We start from the raw sequence: 18,044 nt of genomic DNA, 5'->3' as shown, positions 1-18,044 counted from the left end.
CGGCGGCCAGCTCGGCGACCGAGTCACGGATCTCCAGCTCCAGGTCGGCCAGCTCCCCGCTGCGGTCGGCCAGCTCGGCGCGGCCCGCGTCGGTGATCGCGTAGACCTTCCGGCCGCCCTCGGTGGTGTGCGTGACGAGCCCCTCGGACTCCAGCTTGGCCAGCCGCGGATAGACGGTGCCCGCCGACGGTGCGTACAGCCCCTGGAAGCGCTCCTCCAGGAGACGGATCACCTCGTACCCGTGGCGGGGGGCCTCGTCGAGCAGCTTGAGCAGGTAGAGGCGCAGACGGCCGTGGGCGAAGACGGGGGGCATCTCAGAGCACCTTCTTGTCTGCGGTGTCGACGTGGTCCGCGGCGTTGGCGTCCCCGGCGGAGCCGGGCGGGGTGTCCTGCCGTGGGTGCTCGTCCTCGCCCGGAGGGCGGCGCAGCAGGGCGATCGAGCCGGAGACCGTCGTCGCCTTGAGCGTGCCGGTGCCCGCACCGAGCCTGCCGGTGATCTTGTGGGCGCCCCACTGGCCGGAGACGCGCAGACCGTCGAACGCGTTCGACACCGCTCCGCTCGCCGTGTTCGCCTCGACCTCCGTGTCCGCCGGGTGCGGGATGCGGATGGCGATCTCGCCGGAGACGCTCGTCAGGCTCACGTCGGTGGGGCCCGCCGGGTCCAGGTCCACGATCATCGCGCCGCTGACGGTGTCCGCCTTCACGAAGGAACCGGAGCCCTCGACCACCGTCAGATCGCCCGACACCGAGTTGAACCTCAGGTCGCCGGTGACCGCCTGGGCCTCGACGCTGCCCGAGACCGTGCTCGTGCGCACCGGGCCCGTCACGCCCACCAGGGTCGTGTCCCCGGTGACGCCCTTGACCTCCACGGCTCCCTCCAGGCCGGAGACGACCGCGCCCGCGCCGACCACGCCGACCTCGACCCGGGTACCCGCCGGGACGGCGAGCGTGACGACCGCGCTGCGGTGCCACCCCTTGCGGTCGAGCCACTTCAGGAAGCCCTTCCAGGGCAGGTCGTCGTACGCGACGGAGAGTGTGCCGCCCTGTGACGTCACCCGCAGGGGTGGCCCCTCGATCTCGGAGATCTCCAGACGGGCGGACGGCTCGTCGGTGGCCATCACATTCACCGTCCCGTTCACCACGCGCACGTGCAGGGCCGTCACCGGCTCGTCGAAAGCGAGCTTCTGCGGCTCCGCGACGGACCACTCGGGCATGGTGCGACCTCCTCCGGCACAGGGACGCGCCCTCTCGCATCCTCCGCCAAACACGATATATCGCGGATACGGGAAGTCAAGACTGTCGCGGAGGCCCGTCCCCTTCGCCGCCCCCTCCACCGCGCCTCTCGCCGCACCCCATAAGCCCATAATTGTGGTCCTGTTCGGGCGAACTGCCCTAGCGTGGACCCATGCCGTCCTCCCCCGAGCCCGCCGGTGCGCTGCTCCTGTGCCGTGCCGAACCCGCCGTCGTGGGGCCCGCCGCCCACCTGCTGCGCCGGCGCATGCTGCTCGCGCGGGCCGGACACGGCTGGAGCGTGCTCGTCCCCGAGACCAAGCCCTGGCTGAACGGCCCCGACGCCGACCCGACCGGGCCCGGTGATGGCGAACCCGTCGACCGGATCGTCGCCGGCTGGGCCGGTGCGCTCGCCGTCGGAGCGCCCTGGCCGGTGCTCGCCCTGTGGTGGGACGCCGACCGCAGCGGCTTCACCCTCGCCTCGGGATTTCGGCGGCCCGTCGGCTACGTATGGCTGGCGAACGGCACCCCCGCGGGCGAGGACGAGGCCATGCGCACCTTCGCCGCCCGGCTCGGACTCGACCCGGTGCTCGACATGCAGGCGCTCGACGTCCTGACCGGCCCCGACAGCGAGAGCGACGCCCGCGCGCGCATGCTCGGTCTCCTCGCCGTGCTCACCCGCACCGGACTCACCCTCCCCGCGGGCCTCACCCCCGGCGAGCCGGCCGACCGGCTGCGCGAGGTCGCGCGCGTGCAGCCCGACGTCCAGCCCGTCACCTGGTCCGGCTGGCGCGACGCCGTCCATGCGGAGCTCGACGTCGTCGAGGGCACCGGCCTCGGCCCCTGGCTGCGCGGCCCCAAGGCCCGCTGCCTCGCCGCGGCCCAGCTCGCCGCCGCTCTTCCGCTCACCGTCCACGGCCTTCGGCGGCGCAGCGGCGGCTGGCTCACGGCGGGGGCCGTCCTGCTCGCTCACGGCGTGCTCGGCCTCGCGTACGACCGCATGCGCGCGGCCCGCGACTGACCCGGCCCGTCCGCCCGTCGCGTCTACTCGTCGTCGTCCTCGTCGTCGAGCCGGGCCAGCCAGGTCGCCAGCCGCTCGACCGGCACCTCGAAGTCGGGGTTCAGGTCGACGAAGGTCCGCAGCTGCTCGGCCAGCCACTCGAAGGTGACCTCCTCCTCGCCGCGCCGCTTCTCCAGTTCTTCGATGCCACGGTCGGTGAAGTACAAGGGGTGCTCCGTGCTGCTCGTGCTGCTCGTCCTGCGCTGTCACAGCCAGGATAGGAGAGCCGGGAAGGCCCTCGCCCCCTTGGGCCGTGCGGGTTAGCCTGATGAGCCATCAGTACCTGTGAGGCGCACGCGTGCGGTGCGCCGGGGCGACGGGGGAGTGCGCCATGGGGGATGCGATACGGCCGGTGCAGCTGCCGGACGGGACCGAGGTCTGGGTCCGTGCCTCGCGGCTGGAGGGCCCGGCGGCCCGGGGCGACGCGGACGGCTCGGGGCTCTACGACGAGGACGACCGTTTCGAGGACGTCGGTCTCTGGGAGACCCTGACGACCAGGGTCGAGGGCCTGGGGGAGACGGTGCAGGGGGTCGCCCGCTCGGTGCGCGCCGCCACGCGCGCGGTGGCGCCCGACGAGACGGCGGTGACGTTCGGCATCGAGGTGAGCGCCAAGCCGGGCAAGGCCGTCGCGGTGCTCGCGGACGGGGAGGCCAAGGCCAATCTCGCCATCACGCTGACCTGGCGCCGTCCGGAGCGGGACGGACGTGACGCCACCCGGGACGGGCAGCAGCCCACCCCACGCGCGCCCGGCACCACCGACCCCGCGCCCGGCAGCGACCGGGGCGGTACAGGAGGGGGCGACGGGCAGGCCGGTGCCCGATGACGGCGCCGCAGGAGGAGGATCCGCTGTGGACGCTGATCAAGGACGCCGCCGTGGGTCTCGGTGCGCCCCCACCGGCCGGTTCCCCTTCCGCGGGTGACGCCCGTGGGACCACGCGCGGCCTCATGTGGGGCAGCGGCTTCTTCGTGGCCCCCGGATGGGTGCTGACCTGCGCGCACGTGCTGGTCGACGGTCCGGGCCGGCAGGCCAGGCACCCGGTGCGGGCCGACGGCGCCGATGTCGGTGTGTACGTGGACGGCCGGGTCCTGCGCGGCCGCGTCGCGTACGCGATGCCCCTGCCGGTCCCGGCCGCCAAGGACAGGTCGGCGCACGACAGGCCCGCGCGTGACCGGCCGGCGCACGACCAGGTGGCGCACGACCAGGCGGCGCACGGCGGCGCGACGCCCGACCACACCGCCCCGCACCACACCGCCCCGCACCACACCGATGAGGTCTTCGCCACCGAGGCCGAGATCGAGGGGACCGGGGCGGAGGCGCGGGGGCAGGACCTGGCGCTGGTCGCTGTGCTCGACCCGCTGGAGCGGGAGCGCTGCGCCTGGCTGACCGAGCGGCAGCCGGGCGTGTTCGGGGCGGGTGCGGTCGCGGGCCGCTTCCCCGGTCCGTCCGGCGCGTTCGCACCGTGGGAGGCGGAGACGTTCCAGTGCCGCTACGCCGGAGAGAGCGGCGGCCGGATCAAGTTCGAGATCACCTCGCCGCTGCGCAGCGGCACCTCGGGCGGACTCCTCGTCGACACGGAGCGCGCCGAGGTGATCGGCCTCGTCAAGGCCCGTGCCCGGGACGGCCAGTCGGGCATCGCGGTCCCGGTGAGCGACCTGCGGGCGCTCACCCCCGCCGCGCATCTGGAGGGCGCCCCGAGCCTCGGCGCGGCGCCCTACCGGGAGCTGATGCGCCGCCACGACGCCTGGCACTGGGAGCGCCAGGAGCACGACCAGGGCACGGGCGAGGCGACCTGGACCGATGCCCAGCTCGCCCGGCACCGGCGCCCGCGCGCGTGGGGGCCCATCGACCGGCTCGACGCGCTCCACCGGCTCGGTGCGCTGCCGGCGCCTCCCGACCCCGGCACGGTGCGCGGCCTCGTCGGCGAGGCGCTGGAGGGCCGGACCGCCTCGGCCACGGCGGCGCTGACCGGCTGGCGCGACGGGCTCGGCGCACTGAGCGGCATCGGCGACACCGAGGACCTGATCGTGCACCTGCGCTATCTCGTGAAGGTGGCGAAGTGGGCGCTGCGCCACGACGGGAGCGATGCCGCCGAGACGCTCTACGACACCGTGCGGCAGCGCAGGCGGTTCCTGGACCCGGCGCAGCGCCGACGGCTCGAGACACTGAGCCGGAGGCTGCGCGCGGTGCTGCTGGAGTTCGACGACACCGAGCCCGCCGCGTACCTGGAGGAGGGCGAGGAGGACACGGCCCACTACACCTGGGCGCTCTACAAGGGGTACATGGACGGCCGCTGGGAGCTCGCCAAGCCGCCGCCCGCCGAGGGCCGGCCCTTCGAGCAGGCCCGCGCGCAGGCGCTGTCGGCGCTCGCCGAGGTGCTGGCGGCCGCGCGCGTGACCCGGCCGCAGCAGGACCCCGTACCGGTCGAAGTCGCGCTGCCGGGGCGGGAGTTCGCGTCGGCGTTCACGGAGTGGCGGGTGCGGGAGGGCCACCGGCGGTCCGCGCCGCACACCCTGATGGGCGACGGGCAGCCGGTGATGCTGCGCGACACAGAGCGCCGGGAGGCCCTGGCGGACCGGGAGTTCGGGCCGGAGGCGCTGCGCCGCTGGCGCGCCCGCTGGGACGGGCTGCACGACGCCGGCCGGCTGCGGCCGCTGCGCCCGGTGGGGGCGGTGGGGACGGGCGGGGCCGCCGCGCACCGGGCGACGGCCCCGGCGGCGGATCTCATGACGGCCCCGCACGGCTCCGTCCCGGTGCTGTGCGAGCGGGTGACGCCGGCGTCCGGGCCCGGGTACGCGGCGGTGCAGCACGCGGTCGAGGCCGGTTATCCCGTCGCGCTGTGGCGGGCCGACGGGCATGCGGCGGAGGGCGGTTGCGGTGAGGAGTGCGCCGCGTTCCACCGGGAGATCGACGGGCTGCTCGGCGGGTCGGGGCGGGGCGGCGCACCCGTGGGCTCCCTCCCGATGCGGCTGTGGAGGCTGCGCACCGGACGCCAGGACGGTCACCGCCCGGACGCCGAGGACGGCCGGACCGAAGGCCACCCCGGCGGACCCGTCCCGGAGGCCGGCCCGCCGTACGGTCCCGGTCCCGCCGCGCAGGCCGGACCCCCGTACGGTCCCGACTCCGGCCGGCCCGGCCCCCGGGCGGACTGGCTGCGCGGCCTCGTCCTCTTCTTCGACTCGCCCGAGTTCCCGCTGCCGGACACTCCCCGCCTTCTCGAGTCGCCCTCGTGACCGGCCGGTGGCGCGGCGGGCGCCGTCTCAATTCAGCCCAGGGCGCGCCCCTCGCCGGGTACGTTCGTGGCAGCCTGTCGCGGAGGGGGCTCGTATGAGCGAGTGGCTGATCTACCGGGGTGCCGGAGCCCCGCACGACGACATCGCGCGTCTGCCCCCGCCCCCGCCCTGGCGCGATTTCGACGGCGGCCCCACCCTCGCCCCGCCCGGCGAACTGGACAGTGTCTCGGTCCGCCGGCTCGGTGTGCGCAGCCGTCAGGCGCAGATGCACCGCCCGGGCACCCAGGAGCGCGAGCTGGTCAACGCCGCGCTGTACCTGCGCCGTCCGCTCCTGGTCACCGGGCAGCCCGGCAGCGGCAAGTCGACCATCGCGCACTCGGTCGCGTACGAGCTGAAGCTGGGCCGTGTCCTGACCTGGCCGGTGGTCAGCCGCAGCACGCTGGGCGGCGGGCTGTACGAGTACGACGCGATCGGGCGGCTCCAGGACCTGCAGATCCGCACCGCGCTCGGCGAGGACGCCGCCGCGGGCATCGCGGACATCGGCCGCTACATCCGGCTCGGCCCGCTCGGCACCGCGCTGCTCGCCTACGACCGGCCGCGCGTGCTGCTCGTCGACGAGCTCGACAAGAGCGACATCGACCTGCCGAACGATCTGCTGAACGTGCTGGAGGAGGGCGAGTTCACCGTCCCCGAGCTGGAGCGGATCGCGGACATCGCGCCGGACGTGGAGGTCCTCACCCACGACGGCACCAAGGCCACCGTGCACCACGGTCGGATCCGCTGCCGCGCCTTCCCGTTCATCGTCCTGACCAGCAACGGCGAGCGGGACTTCCCGGCGCCGCTGCGCCGCCGTTGCATCCAGCTCGAGATGACGCCGCCCGACGCCGAGCGGCTGGCCGGCATGGTGCGCGCGCACTTCGGCGAGGGCGCGGAGGACGAACACGCGGCGCTCATCGAGCAGTTCCTCCAGCGCGACGACCCCGGCGACGTCCGCGCCGTCGACCAGTTGCTCAACGCGATCCACCTGGTCCGCCAGACGGGCTGGAGCGCGGACAGCGCCGCACGCGCGCGCCTGTCCGGGGAGCTGCTGCGGCCGCTCGACCGGACGCGGTGACCGCGGTGCCCGGAGAACCGCCGCGGCACGACGAGGGGCCGGGCCCGCTGGCCCGGCTTGTCGAGACCCTCGCCGCGGCGGGCACCCCGCTCGACAGCCGGGAGATCGCCGACGCGCTGTGGCTCGCCCGGGTGACCAGGGACACCGGACTGACGGGCGCCGCCCGCGACAGTCCCCCCACCGGGACGTCCGTTGCCACGGCACTGGACGATCCGCTTCCGCGCTCACCGGAGCACCCATCGGATCCGGCCAATTCCGGGCCGTCGGCCGCGCCGCCGCAGGAGCCTCACGGTGCCCGCCGCCCCCCGTCGTCCGCACCCGGCCCGGCGACCTTGCCGGACGGCACCACCGTCGCCCTCGCCGACCTCCGCCCGGCCGCCCCCGCGCCCGTGCCCGTCCCGGTCGGCCGGACCCGCCCCGCCGCCGTGGCGTCCGGTCTCGCCGCACTGCCGGCCGTCTGCCGCGCCCTGCGCCCCCTGCGGACGTACCGGCCGCCCGGCCGCGCCGCACCGACCGAGCTCGACGAGACCGCGACCGCCGAGGAATCGGCCGGCGCCGGGATGCTCCGCCTCGTGCGCAGGCCGGTCCGCCGCCGGACCGCCGACCTCGTCCTCCTCATGGACGGCACCCCCGCCATGGCCGTCTGGGACGGCCTCCTCGCCGACCTGCGCCGGGCCTGCGTCCAGGTCGGCGCCTTCCGTGACGTCGTCGTGCAGTACCTGCACCCGCTCGGCACCGGCCTCGGCGTCACCGCACAGCCCGGACTCGGCCATGTGCTGCGCCCCGCCCAGGAGATGACCGACCCCGGCGGTCAGCGGGTACACCTGCTGCTCAGCGACTGCACGGGACCGCTGTGGCACGACGGCACCTTCCAGCGGCTGCTCGGCGACTGGGTCGGCTCCGCGCCGCTCGCCGTGCTCCAGCCGCTGCCCCAGCGTTTCTGGCCGCGCACCGCGCTCCCCGTCCGCACCGGCACCCTGATCCGCCGCCAGGGCCCCTACCACCAGCTGGGCTTCCACGAGCAGCGGCGGCCCGGCGCCCGCACGCGCCTCGCCCCACCGCCCCCGCAGGGCCCGTACGTCCCCGTCCTGACGCCCACCCCCACCGCGCTCGGCACCTGGTCCCGGCTCGTCGCGGCCGAGGGCGGACTCCGGCTGCGCGGCGCCGCCGCACCCCTGACCGTGGGACCACCGGCGGCGGGCGCAGACGCAGAGAACGCAGAGATCGCCGAGGAGGCCGAGCGGCTCCTCGTCGAGTTCGACGAGACGGCCTCGCCCGCCGCCCGCGACCTCGCCGTCCACCTCGCCGCCGCACCGCTCGCGCTCCCCGTGATGCGGCTGGTCCAGCGCACCATGCAGCCCGGCAGCGGCGCCGCGGAACTCGCCGAGGTGCTGCTCGGCGGCCTCGTCGCCCAGCGCCCGCCCGGCGACGGCCCCGGCCGCGAGCAGGAGCGCCGCACCGGACCCTGGTTCGACTTCAAACCCCGGGTCCGCGGGCTGCTCCTGGAGCGGCTCAGCGCCGGTGAGGCGGCCCTCGTCCTCAAGCACACGGCCCTCTTCATCGAGCGTGCCTTCGGCCGGGCCGCGCGCAACTACCCGGCCGCCGTCGTCGCCTACCTGGAAGGCACCGGACGCCGCCCCGCCACCGGCACCGGCAGCGTCCCCGAACCCTTCGCCACCGTCTCCGACCTGGTCCTGCGCCACTTCGAACGGGGCCTGGCCGAACTTCCCGGGCTGCCCGCCCTGCCCGGTCACCCGCTGCGCGCCGCCGAGCAGCGCCTGCACCGCTACGAGACCGACGGCAACGCCGAGGACCTCCTCGAGGCGCTGCGCCTGCTGCGCACCCCGCGCGCCGAGGCCGCGCGCGACGGCAGCCGCCTCTACGTGACCGCCCTGCTGCACGCCTGGCAGCAGTGGCGCGACCCGCGCCGGCTCGACGAGGCCGAGGACGTGGCGCGCCGCGCGGTCGACGCGCTCGCGGCGGGCCCCGCCCCCGACGCCGAGCGGCTCGGCGCGGCCCGCACCGCGCTCGCCCGGGTCCTGCGGACCCGGGGCGAACAGGAAGCCACCGGCACCCGGTCCGAGCAGCTCCTCGACGAGGCGCTGGCCCAGCTCGAACTCGCCCTCGACCTGCCCGGACTCACCCCGGAGACCCGGCTGGCCTGCGCCGTCCAGCACACCGACGTCATCACCGGCCGTGTCGACGGCGCACCGCGCGACGACCTCGCGCACCTGCGCCGCTCCGTCCGGGTCCTGAGCCGGCTCACCCGCCGCTGGGCGGACGGCACCCCGCCCGCCCAGCTGTACTTCACCCTCGGCCGGACCCTGCTTCTGTGCGCGGTCCGTGCCTCCGAGGACTCCGACGAACGCCGCGACCTGGCCCGGCAGGCCGTACGGGAGCTGACGCGGAGCGTGGAGCGTACGGAAGAGCCCGCGGGGAGCGGCGGGCCCCCGGCCCGCTACCTCCACGAACTCGCCCGCGCCCACGCGATTGCCGTGCCCCAGTTCCAATCGGCGGCGGAAGGGGCAGTACTGAAGCGAGCCGCCGACGCGGCGCGGGCCGAGGGCGACACCGCGCTCGAGGCACTGGCGCGTGGACAGCTCGGGACATACCTGTGGAAAAGTAGTGGCGGAACGGAACCCGACGCAGCCGAGGCGGAGATGAAGCGGGCACTGAGTCTGTTACGACCGGGTGACCCCCAGCGAGCCGAACTGCTCGTCTCGTACGGGCAGATGCTGCTGGAGTCCCAGCGCACACAGCACGAGTCCGACGACCCCAACGCGATCTCCGAGGCGGTCAACAGCCTGCGCGAGGCCGTGGCCGACACGGCGCCGAGCCACCCCACCGCCGTCGAGCGGCGCCTCCTGCTCGCGGCCGCCCTGCGCCGCCGCTACGGCGCCGAGTCCATGATCGCCGACCTGTACGAGGCGTGCTGGACCCTCGACCAGGCACTCAGAGACACCGAGGAGCCGACGCTGCGCGCCGCCGCCTGGCTCGAACTCGGCGGCCTGCACGGCCTCCTGGCCCGGCACACCCGCGAGCGCGAGGAGTGGGTCAGGGCCGACGAGGCGTACGGCCACGCCGCCCGGGAAGCCGAGGCCGCACGCGATCCACGCACCGCGGCGCGCGCCCTGCACGGCCGCGCCGAGGTCTTGGAGTACCTCGCGGGCCCCGCCCGCGCCCTGGTGATGTACCGCGCCGCCCGCGAACGCTGGGCCCGCGCCCCGGGCGCCGATCCGGCCGAGATCCAGCGCACGGATGACCGGATCCGGCGGCTCGACGGCACGCAGTGACGCACGGGTGTTTCCCCCGTCGGACACGGGGGCATGCCCGCTAAGCCGATTGTCATGAGGAGGCGATGTGCTGAGCCCGGCCGCGAGCGAGCCCAGTGAGTCCCTGCCGGATTACGCGGGACTGGACCTGGCGGAGCTCCGGGGGCGGAGCGATCACCCGGTCCTCGGGGCCGTGCTCGAGGGGCTGATCGCGCAGCCCAGATCCGCGGAGCGGACGATCGCGGCGTACGGGGACAGCCCTCCTCCACCACCTTCGAGAGCGCAGACGTACAGGCTTCGGCGTGAGCCGGGGTGACCTGCACGCGACGCGGGCGGAGTCCCCGGCCCCCTGGCCGCTGCGGGATCTGGACGTCGGCGCGCTGCGGCGTTCGGGCGTCGGTCCGGTGCCGTTCCGTCAGTTCGTCCTGAAGGTCCACAGCCGCTGCAACCTCGCCTGCTCGTACTGCTACGTCTACGAGGGCGCGGACAGCACCTGGCGGGACCGCCCCGTCCGGGTCCCGCCCGCGACGATGCGGCGCGCCGCGGAGCGGATCGGTGAGCACGCACGCACACACCGGCTGTCCTCGGTCCGGATCGACCTGCACGGCGGCGAGCCGCTGCTCGGCGGTCCCGGCCCACTGGTGCGTTACGTCGACGCCGTGCGCGCGGAGGTGCCCGCCGGATGCCAGGTCGAGGCGGGCGTCCAGACGAACGGAACCCTGCTGACCCCGCAGGCCCTGACCCGACTCGCCACGGCGGGGATCCGGGTCGGCCTGAGCCTCGACGGCGGGACGTCGCAGCACAACCGGCTGCGCGCCTTCCACAGCGGCCGACCCTCCTGGCCCGCGGCGATGCGCGCGGCGCGGCTGCTCGCGGAGCATCCCGACAGCTACGCCGGAGTCCTGTGCACGATCGATCTGGCCAATGACCCGAAAGACGTGCTGAACTCGCTCCTGGAGCTGCGCCCCCCGGGCCTCGACCTCCTGCTGCCGCACAACAACTGGACCGTGCCGCCGACCGGCGTCGCCCCGGCGGATCCGAGGAAGCTGGGGTTCCCGCACAGCCGGGCCACCCCGTACGGAGACTGGCTCGCCGAGGCGTTCGACCTGTGGTGGGAGCACCCGGAGCCGTCTGTCCGGATCAGGCTCTTCGGCGAGATCATCGCCCTGCTCCTGGGCCAGCCGAGCGCCACCGAGGTGGTGGGACTCTCGCCGGTCGCGGCGGTGGTGATCGACACGGACGGGACGATCGAGCAGGTCGACTCGCTCAAGACCGCCTACGCGGGTGCACCCGTCACGGGACTGGACGTGCGGCACAACAGCTTCGACGAGGCGCTCGACCACCCGGGGATCGTCGCCCGCCACCTGGGGCTCGACGCCCTGGGCCCCGAGTGCCGCACCTGCCCCCTGGCCCGCGTCTGCGGCGGGGGCAACTACGCCCACCGCTACCTCGCCCGCAGCGGGTTCCGTCACCCCACGGTCTACTGCGCCGACATGGCCCGCCTCATACGCCACGTGTCGGACCGGGTGCTGGCCGAGATCGGTGACTCGCCCTAGCTCTTCGCGCCCCGAATGGCCGACCGTCGACGGTTCGTCAGATCCGCCGGGCACCGATGAACTACGGTGCCAGCAGCCCGATCCACCGTGTACGACCATCGTCAGCAGGACAGCTCGCACGACAGGGAGACGGTCGTATGGCCGAGTTCATCACCATCAGTCATGCCGGATCCAGCCGCCCCTGGGCGGCCTGGATCGCGCACCAGCTCGAGCAGCAGGGCATCGGCACCTCGATGCTGCGCTGGGACCCCGAGCTGGAGACGTCGCTGGTCGATGCGCTCACCGGACTGCTCGAGGCACCCGGCCGGATTCTGCTGGTCCTCGACGACTGGTACTTCGGGCTGGGCCCGCGCCCCGCGGAGGAGTGGACGGAAGCCCTGCGCACGGTCGTCGCCGCGCATTCCGACCGCTTCGTCGCCGTCAACATCGCCAACGGCGCACTGCCCGCCGCCACCGCAGCGCTCGCCCCCGTCAGCCTGCTCGGTCTGAGCGCCCGCGAGGCGGGCCGCCGCCTGATGCGCAGAGTGGGCATCGATCGCTCGCGCGCCGCCGAGGAGGCCGACGGCGGCCCCCGCTTCCCGAACGACGACCAGGCCCAGTGGAACGTCCCGCCGCGCAACGAACGCTTCACCGGCCGCGACGAGGTCCTCGAACAGATCCACCGGGTGTTCCTCGACAGCGAGGGCGAGCGGTGTGTCCTGCGAGGCATCTCGGGCGTGGGCAAGACCCAGATCGGCCGCGAGTACGCGTACCGCTTCCGCAACGAGTACGACATCGTCTGGCAGGTGAACTCCGGCTACCCCGGCACGGCGCGCGAGCAACTGGCCGAGCTGGCCCTGCGGCTCGAGCTGCCGGCGGGCCGTGAGACCGGTGACCGGATCCGTGCGGTCCAGAACGCGCTGCGCAGCGGGAACCCGTATCGCAACTGGCTGCTGATCTTCGACGGCGCGGACAGCGTCGACGGCATCGAGAACCTGCTGCCCGACGGGCCGGGGCATGTCCTCATCACGACGCTCACCCGCGACTGGTCCGCGTTCAGCCGGACCCAGGAGATCGAGATCCACCCCTTCACCCGGCGCGAGAGCGTCGCGTTCGCCTGCCGCAGGGCGCCCCGGCTGACCGCGGCGCAGGCCGACTCGCTCGCCGCCGCCGTGCAGGACCTCCCGCTGCTGGTCAACCAGACGGCGTCCTGGCTCGCCATCAACGAGACGATGCCCGTCGAGCCGTACATCGACAGCATCCTGAACGGCCGGCCCAACGAGTTCGGGCTCAGCTTCGTCGACGACGACTACCAGAAGAGCGTCTGGACCAGCTGGTCCCTGACCCAGAACATGCTGCGCGAGAAGCACCCGGACGCGTCCGAACTCCTCAAGATCTTCGGGTTCTTCTCCCCGGACGCCATTCCGGTCGGACTGATCCAGTCGGCCCGTCCCGGGGACCTGCCGCCCCATCTCGAATCTCTCGCAGCCGACCCCATTGGCTGGCACACCAACCTGCGAAGGCTCAACGAGGCCACGGCAGTCATGCGCATGGAGTACCCGGCTGCCGACACCCGCGTGGATCAAGGTGTCGAGAGCGTTCAGATGCACCACCTGTACCACAGCTATCTGCGCACCGGCATGCCCGCGTCGGAGCGCGAACAGGCAGCCGCGGCAGCCTGCAGGGTTCTGGTCAGCGCCTCGCCCCGCAACCCCAACGACACTCGCCTCTGGGAGCGCTACGCACAGATCATTCCGCACCTTGACCACAGCGGCGTCTTCGACAGCGCGGACCCCAACGTGCAGGGTCTCGTACTGGAGTGCATCGACTACTTGAAGGTGCGGGGCGAGTACTCAGCTGGTCTCCAGCTGGTGCAGAAGGCCCTGCCTCGCTGGCAAGCACGCCTCGGGCCGACGGACCGGAATCTGCTGTTGCTGGACTACTACCACGCGATCATGCTGCGGAGAGTAGGCCGCTACCGGGAGGCAGAGGCGGCAGGGCGCAGCTCCGTCGCGCTGCTCCAGGAACACGCTGCGGACAGCAACGAATTGCTCAGGTCGAAGCAAGGACTGGGTGGGTCGCTCTGGGCGCTGGCTTCCTACGAGGAGGCCCGTGACCTGTTCGAGGAGGTATTGGCTGCGTATCAAGTACTTCTCGGTGAGGAACACCCTCGAACGCTTGACTCACGCCACAACCTCGCGGCGGTGCTGGCCCAGTTGGGGCACTACCAGGATTCCCTCGACATCGAACTCAACGTGCTACAGGTGAAGGAGCGCGTACTCAAGGACCGCCATCCCTCCACCCTTCAGAGCGGGACCGACTGTGCGGGCCTTCTTCGCTGGCTCGGGCGCTACGACGAGGCGCTGACTCGACAGAAGCAGAATGTGAACCTGCACTACCAGGTCATGGACGCCCACCACCCGCAGGTGCTCCGTGCCGAACACAACCTTGCACTCTGCCTCCGGCGCTCGGGCCAGTATCAGCAGGCTGAGGCCTTGATGCGAACTCTGCTCGCCCGCTCCGAGCAGGTGCACGGTCCGGACCACCCGGACACTCTTGCCGTGCTCGCAGACTTCGCAACACTCCAGCGTTCCCACGGGGCTCCCGAACTCGCGAGGGAGCTCGCGGAGCGTGCCGCCGTCGGGCACGAGCGGTTGCTCGGTGACGTGCATCCCTTCGCCGCAGGTGTACTCGGCAACCACGCGCTTGTCCTTGCCGAGTTCGGCGAGAGGGACGAATCGCTGCACATGGCCGAGCGTGCCCTGTCGCGTATGCGGAGTGCTGTGGGGGACCGGCATCCGTGGACCGTGGGGTGTTCCGTCAACACCTCGGGGGCGCGCGCGCTGGCCGGAGACGTTGAAGGGGCTGCAGAACTCAGTCTCGCCGCAGCAGAGACGGCCGAGGAGATCTTGAGTGGGCGGCACCCGCTGACCCTGTCGGCCTGGGCCGCCCACGCCACCGACCTGCGGCTGCTGCGACGCGGAAAGGAGGCCGGGGAGAAGGAGCAGGAAGTGATCAGGATCCTGGCCGAGACGCTCGGCGACCAGCACCCGCACACCCTCGGCGTCCGCCGCCGGCAGCGCCCGTACTGGGACTTCGAGCCCCAGCCCGTGTAGGCGCGCCGGCCGGCCCGCGGGAACGCGCAGGGGCCCGGCACCCCCGAGGGTGCCGGGCCCCTGTGGCTGCGGGGCTTCGGGGCCTAGGCCTCGAAGACCTCGTTCACCAGCTGCTCCTGCTCCGCCTGGTGCCGCTTCGCCGAGCCGACCGCCGGGGACGACGAGTGCGGCCGCGAGATGCGGCGCAGGCGCTCGCCGTGCGGGACGTCGGCGCCGACGGCCAGGTCCAGGTGGTCGATCAGGTTCAGCGCGATGAACGGCCACGCACCCTGGTTCGCCGGCTCCTCCTGCGCCCAGATGTACTTCTCGGCGTTCGGGAACTTGGCGATCTCGGCCTGGAGCTCGGCACCCGGCAGCGGGTACAGACGCTCGACGCGGATGATCGCGGTGTCCGTCACGCCGTTCTTCTGGCGGGCGGCCTCGAGGTCGTAGTACAGCTTGCCGGCCACGAAGACGACCTTCTTGACGGCGGCCGGGTCGACCGAGTCGTCGCCGATGACCGGGCGGAAGCCGCCCGACGTGAACTCCTCCACCTTCGACGCGGCGGCCTTGAGGCGCAGCATCGACTTCGGGGTGAAGACCACCAGCGGCTTGTGGTGCGGGTTGTGCACCTGCCACCGCAGGAGGTGGAAGTAGTTCGACGGGAGCGTCGGCATCGCGACCGTCATGTTGTTCTGCGCGCACAGCTGGAGGAAGCGCTCGACGCGGGCCGAGGAGTGGTCCGGGCCCTGGCCCTCGTAGCCGTGGGGGAGGAGCAGGGTGACGCCGGACGTCTGGCCCCACTTCTGCTCCGCCGCCGAGATGTACTCGTCGACGACCGACTGCGCGCCGTTGACGAAGTCACCGAACTGCGCTTCCCACATCACGAGGGACTCGGGACGCGCCAGCGAGTAGCCGTACTCGAAGCCCATGACCGCGTACTCGGAGAGCAGCGAGTCGTAGACGTTGTAGCGGGCCTGCTCGGGCGACAGGTAGAGGAGCGGGGTGAAGTCCTCGCCCGTCTCCCGGTCGATGAGGACGGCGTGCCGCTGGCCGAAGGTGCCGCGGCGCGAGTCCTGGCCGGACAGCCGGACCGGGGTGCCCTCCAGGAGGAGGGAGCCGAGGGCGAGGGTCTCGCCCATGCCCCAGTCGATCGTCCCGTCCTCGATCATCGACGCACGGCGCTGCAGCTGCGGCAGCAGGCGCGGGTGCACCGTGATGTTGTCCGGGATGTTGACCTGGGACTCGGCGATGCGCTTGACGACCTCCTGGGAGATCGCGGTCTGCACCGGCACCGGGAACTCGGCCTGCGGCTCCGGGACGTGCGTCTCGCCGGGGTGCGAGACGGCCTCGCGGACCTCGGTGAAGACCTTCTCCAGCTGGCCCTGGAAGTCCTGCAGCGCCTGCTCGGCCTCTTCGAGCGTGATGTCGCCGCGACCGATGAGGGACTCGGTGTAGAGCTTGCGCACCGAGCGCTTCTTGTCGATCAGGTCGTACATCAGCGGCTGCGTGAACGCCGGGTTGTCCGACTCGTTGTGACCGCGGCGGCGGTAGCAGATGAGGTCGATGACGACGTCCTTGTTGAACGCCTGGCGGAACTCGAAGGCCAGACGGGCAACGCGGACGACGGCCTCGGGGTCGTCGCCGTTCACGTGGAAGATCGGCGCCTCGATCATGCGGGCCACGTCGGTGGCGTACATGGAGGAGCGCGAGGACTCCGGGGCGGCGGTGAAGCCGACCTGGTTGTTGATGACGATGTGGACCGTGCCGCCCGTGCGGTAGCCGCGCAGCTGCGACATGTTGAGCGTCTCGGCGACCACACCCTGGCCCGCGAAGGCCGCGTCACCGTGCAGGGCGACGGGCAGGACCGTGAAGTCCGTGCCGCCCTTGTTGATGATGTCCTGCTTGGCGCGGACGATGCCCTCGATGACCGGGTCGACCGTCTCCAGGTGGGACGGGTTGGCGGCCAGCGAGACCTTGATCTGCTCGCCGTCCAGGCCGGTGAAGGTGCCCTGGGCGCCCAGGTGGTACTTCACGTCGCCGGAGCCGTGCATCGACTTCGGGTCGAGGTTGCCCTCGAACTCGCGGAAGATCTGCGCGTAGGACTTGCCGACGATGTTCGCCAGGACGTTCAGACGGCCGCGGTGGGCCATGCCGATGACGACCTCGTCGAGGCGGGCCTCGGCGGCCGAGTCCAGAACGGCGTCGAGCAGCGGGATGACGGACTCGCCGCCCTCCAGGGAGAACCGCTTCTGGCCGACGTACTTGGTCTGCAGGAAGGTCTCGAAGGCCTCCGCCGAGTTCAGCCGGCGCAGGATGCGCAGCTGCTCCTCGCGCTCCGGCTTGGCGTGCGGGCGCTCGACGCGGTCCTGGATCCACTTGCGCTGCTTCGGGTCCTGGATGTGCATGAACTCGATGCCCACGGTGCGGACGTACGAGTCGCGCAGCACGCCGAGGATGTCGCGCAGCTTCATCATCGACTTGCCGGCGAAGCCGCCGACGGCGAACTCGCGCTCCAGGTCCCACAGGGTGAGCCCGTGCTCGTTGATGTCGAGGTCGGGGTGCTTGCGCTGGCGGTACTCCAGCGGGTCGGTGTCGGCCATGACGTGACCGCGGACCCGGTAGGAGTGGATCAGCTCGAAGACGCGCGCGGCCTTGGTGACGTCGTCGTCGTGGGAGGCGTCGATGTCCTTGAGCCAGCGGACCGGCTCGTAGGGGATGCGCAGGGCCTTGAAGATCTCGTCGTAGAACTCGTTCTCCCCGAGGAGGAGGTTCGCGACGACGCGCAGGAACTCGCCGGAGGCGGCGCCCTGGATGACCCGGTGGTCGTAGGTCGACGTGAGCGTCATGACCTTCGAGATGCCGAGCTTGTTGAGCGTGTCCTGGGACGTGCCCTGGAACTCCGCCGGGTAGTCCATCGAGCCGACGCCCATGATGACCGACTGTCCGGGCATCAGACGCGGCACGGAGTGGACGGTGCCGAGGCCGCCGGGGTTGGTCAGCGAGACCGTGACACCGGTGAAGTCGTCCATGCCGAGCTTGCCGTCGCGGGCCCGGCGGACGATGTCCTCGTAGGCCTGCCAGAACTCGAAGAAGTTGAGCGTCTCGGCCTTCTTGATGCCGGCGACGACGAGCTGACGGTCGCCGTTGGGCTTCACGAGGTCGATCGCGAGGCCGAAGTTGATGTGCTCCGGCTTGACCAGGGTCGGCTTGCCGTCCTTCTCCTGGAAGGAGTGGTTCATGGACGGCATGGCCTTGATGGCCTGCACCATCGCGTACCCGATGAGGTGCGTGAAGGAGATCTTCCCGCCGCGGGCGCGCTTGAGGTGGTTGTTGATGACGATGCGGTTGTCGAACAGCAGCTTCACCGGGACCGCGCGCACGGACGTCGCCGTGGGGACCTCGATGGACTTGTTCATGTTCTTCGCGACGGCAGCGGCGGGACCGCGCAGCGTCACGAACTCGGGGCCGGCAGGGGCCTCGGTCGTCACTTGTTCAGCCTTCTTA

General features: G+C 72.6%; 11 protein-coding genes. 7 read left to right on the top strand and 4 right to left on the bottom strand.

The features are described from left to right. Together GTW43_RS00055 and GTW43_RS00050 are read right to left on the bottom strand one after the other, a co-directional pair. Nucleotides 1-313: PadR family transcriptional regulator (locus GTW43_RS00055; RefSeq protein WP_161299457.1), on the bottom strand; the 313-nt coding region annotated here is incomplete at its 3' end. Nucleotide 314: 1 nt separating this feature from the next. Next, nucleotides 315-1,214, bottom strand: a complete 900-nt coding sequence (locus GTW43_RS00050) for a DUF4097 family beta strand repeat-containing protein (protein ID WP_161299456.1) — start codon at nucleotides 1,212-1,214, stop codon at nucleotides 315-317. A gap of 191 nt (nucleotides 1,215-1,405) precedes the next feature. On the opposite strand from GTW43_RS00050, the gene GTW43_RS00045 reads away from it, so the two are divergent. Further along, on the top strand, nucleotides 1,406-2,251 hold the full coding sequence (locus GTW43_RS00045; RefSeq protein WP_161299455.1) for a hypothetical protein: 846 nt from the start codon (nucleotides 1,406-1,408) through the stop codon (nucleotides 2,249-2,251). A gap of 23 nt (nucleotides 2,252-2,274) precedes the next feature. On the opposite strand, the gene GTW43_RS00040 is transcribed toward GTW43_RS00045, so the two are convergent. After that, on the bottom strand, nucleotides 2,275-2,457 hold the full coding sequence (locus GTW43_RS00040; RefSeq protein WP_019075209.1) for a DUF6104 family protein: 183 nt from the start codon (nucleotides 2,455-2,457) through the stop codon (nucleotides 2,275-2,277). Nucleotides 2,458-2,621: 164 nt separating this feature from the next. On the opposite strand from GTW43_RS00040, the gene GTW43_RS00035 reads away from it, so the two are divergent. The 6 genes from GTW43_RS00035 (at nucleotide 2,622) to fxsT (ending at nucleotide 14,558) form a co-directional block, all read left to right on the top strand. Continuing rightward, entirely contained in the window at nucleotides 2,622-3,113 is a 492-nt protein-coding gene (locus GTW43_RS00035; RefSeq protein WP_161299454.1) for a CU044_2847 family protein, read from the top strand. Further along, nucleotides 3,110-5,521 (top strand): trypsin-like peptidase domain-containing protein, encoded by a 2,412-nt coding sequence (locus tag GTW43_RS37355; protein ID WP_202500850.1) that lies wholly within the window; start codon nucleotides 3,110-3,112, stop codon nucleotides 5,519-5,521. Before GTW43_RS00035 ends, GTW43_RS37355 begins: the two co-directional genes overlap by 4 nt. 94 nt (nucleotides 5,522-5,615) lie before the next feature. Further along, entirely contained in the window at nucleotides 5,616-6,635 is a 1,020-nt protein-coding gene (locus GTW43_RS00025; RefSeq protein WP_161299453.1) for a MoxR family ATPase, read from the top strand. A gap of 5 nt (nucleotides 6,636-6,640) precedes the next feature. Then, nucleotides 6,641-9,928, top strand: a complete 3,288-nt coding sequence (locus tag GTW43_RS00020; RefSeq protein WP_161299452.1) for an SAV_2336 N-terminal domain-related protein — start codon at nucleotides 6,641-6,643, stop codon at nucleotides 9,926-9,928. Between the two features lie 281 nt (nucleotides 9,929-10,209). Further along, nucleotides 10,210-11,463 (top strand): FxsB family cyclophane-forming radical SAM/SPASM peptide maturase, encoded by a 1,254-nt coding sequence (locus GTW43_RS00015; RefSeq protein ID WP_343245842.1) that lies wholly within the window; start codon nucleotides 10,210-10,212, stop codon nucleotides 11,461-11,463. Nucleotides 11,464-11,600: 137 nt separating this feature from the next. Beyond that, nucleotides 11,601-14,558: an FxSxx-COOH system tetratricopeptide repeat protein gene (gene fxsT, locus GTW43_RS00010; protein WP_161299451.1), complete on the top strand. Its 2,958-nt coding sequence runs from the start codon at nucleotides 11,601-11,603 to the stop codon at nucleotides 14,556-14,558. A gap of 83 nt (nucleotides 14,559-14,641) precedes the next feature. Here fxsT and GTW43_RS00005 read toward each other — a convergent pair whose 3' ends face one another. Further along, the gene (locus GTW43_RS00005) at nucleotides 14,642-18,028 is read right to left on the bottom strand and encodes a multifunctional oxoglutarate decarboxylase/oxoglutarate dehydrogenase thiamine pyrophosphate-binding subunit/dihydrolipoyllysine-residue succinyltransferase subunit (RefSeq protein WP_161299450.1); all 3,387 of its coding nucleotides are present in this window, start codon (nucleotides 18,026-18,028) and stop codon (nucleotides 14,642-14,644) included. Nucleotides 18,029-18,044: the final 16 nt, after the last annotated feature.

Source organism: Streptomyces sp. SID5785 (assembly GCF_009870065.1).
GTDB lineage: Bacteria > Actinomycetota > Actinomycetes > Streptomycetales > Streptomycetaceae > Streptomyces.
The sequence above is the reverse complement of the archived record's forward strand: the minus strand, read 5'-3'. Positions and strand labels throughout refer to the sequence as shown.

Excerpts from the sequence above, each read along its gene's own strand:
- GTW43_RS00050 (WP_161299456.1), bottom strand. The coding sequence starts at position 1,214 with ATGCCCGAGTGGTCCGTCGCGGAGCCGCAGAAGCTCGCTTTCGACGAG.
- GTW43_RS00045 (WP_161299455.1), top strand. The coding sequence starts at position 1,406 with ATGCCGTCCTCCCCCGAGCCCGCCGGTGCGCTGCTCCTGTGCCGTGCC.
- GTW43_RS00035 (WP_161299454.1), top strand. The coding sequence starts at position 2,622 with ATGGGGGATGCGATACGGCCGGTGCAGCTGCCGGACGGGACCGAGGTC.
- GTW43_RS37355 (WP_202500850.1), top strand. The coding sequence starts at position 3,110 with ATGACGGCGCCGCAGGAGGAGGATCCGCTGTGGACGCTGATCAAGGAC.
- GTW43_RS00025 (WP_161299453.1), top strand. The coding sequence starts at position 5,616 with ATGAGCGAGTGGCTGATCTACCGGGGTGCCGGAGCCCCGCACGACGAC.
- fxsT (WP_161299451.1), top strand. The coding sequence starts at position 11,601 with ATGGCCGAGTTCATCACCATCAGTCATGCCGGATCCAGCCGCCCCTGG.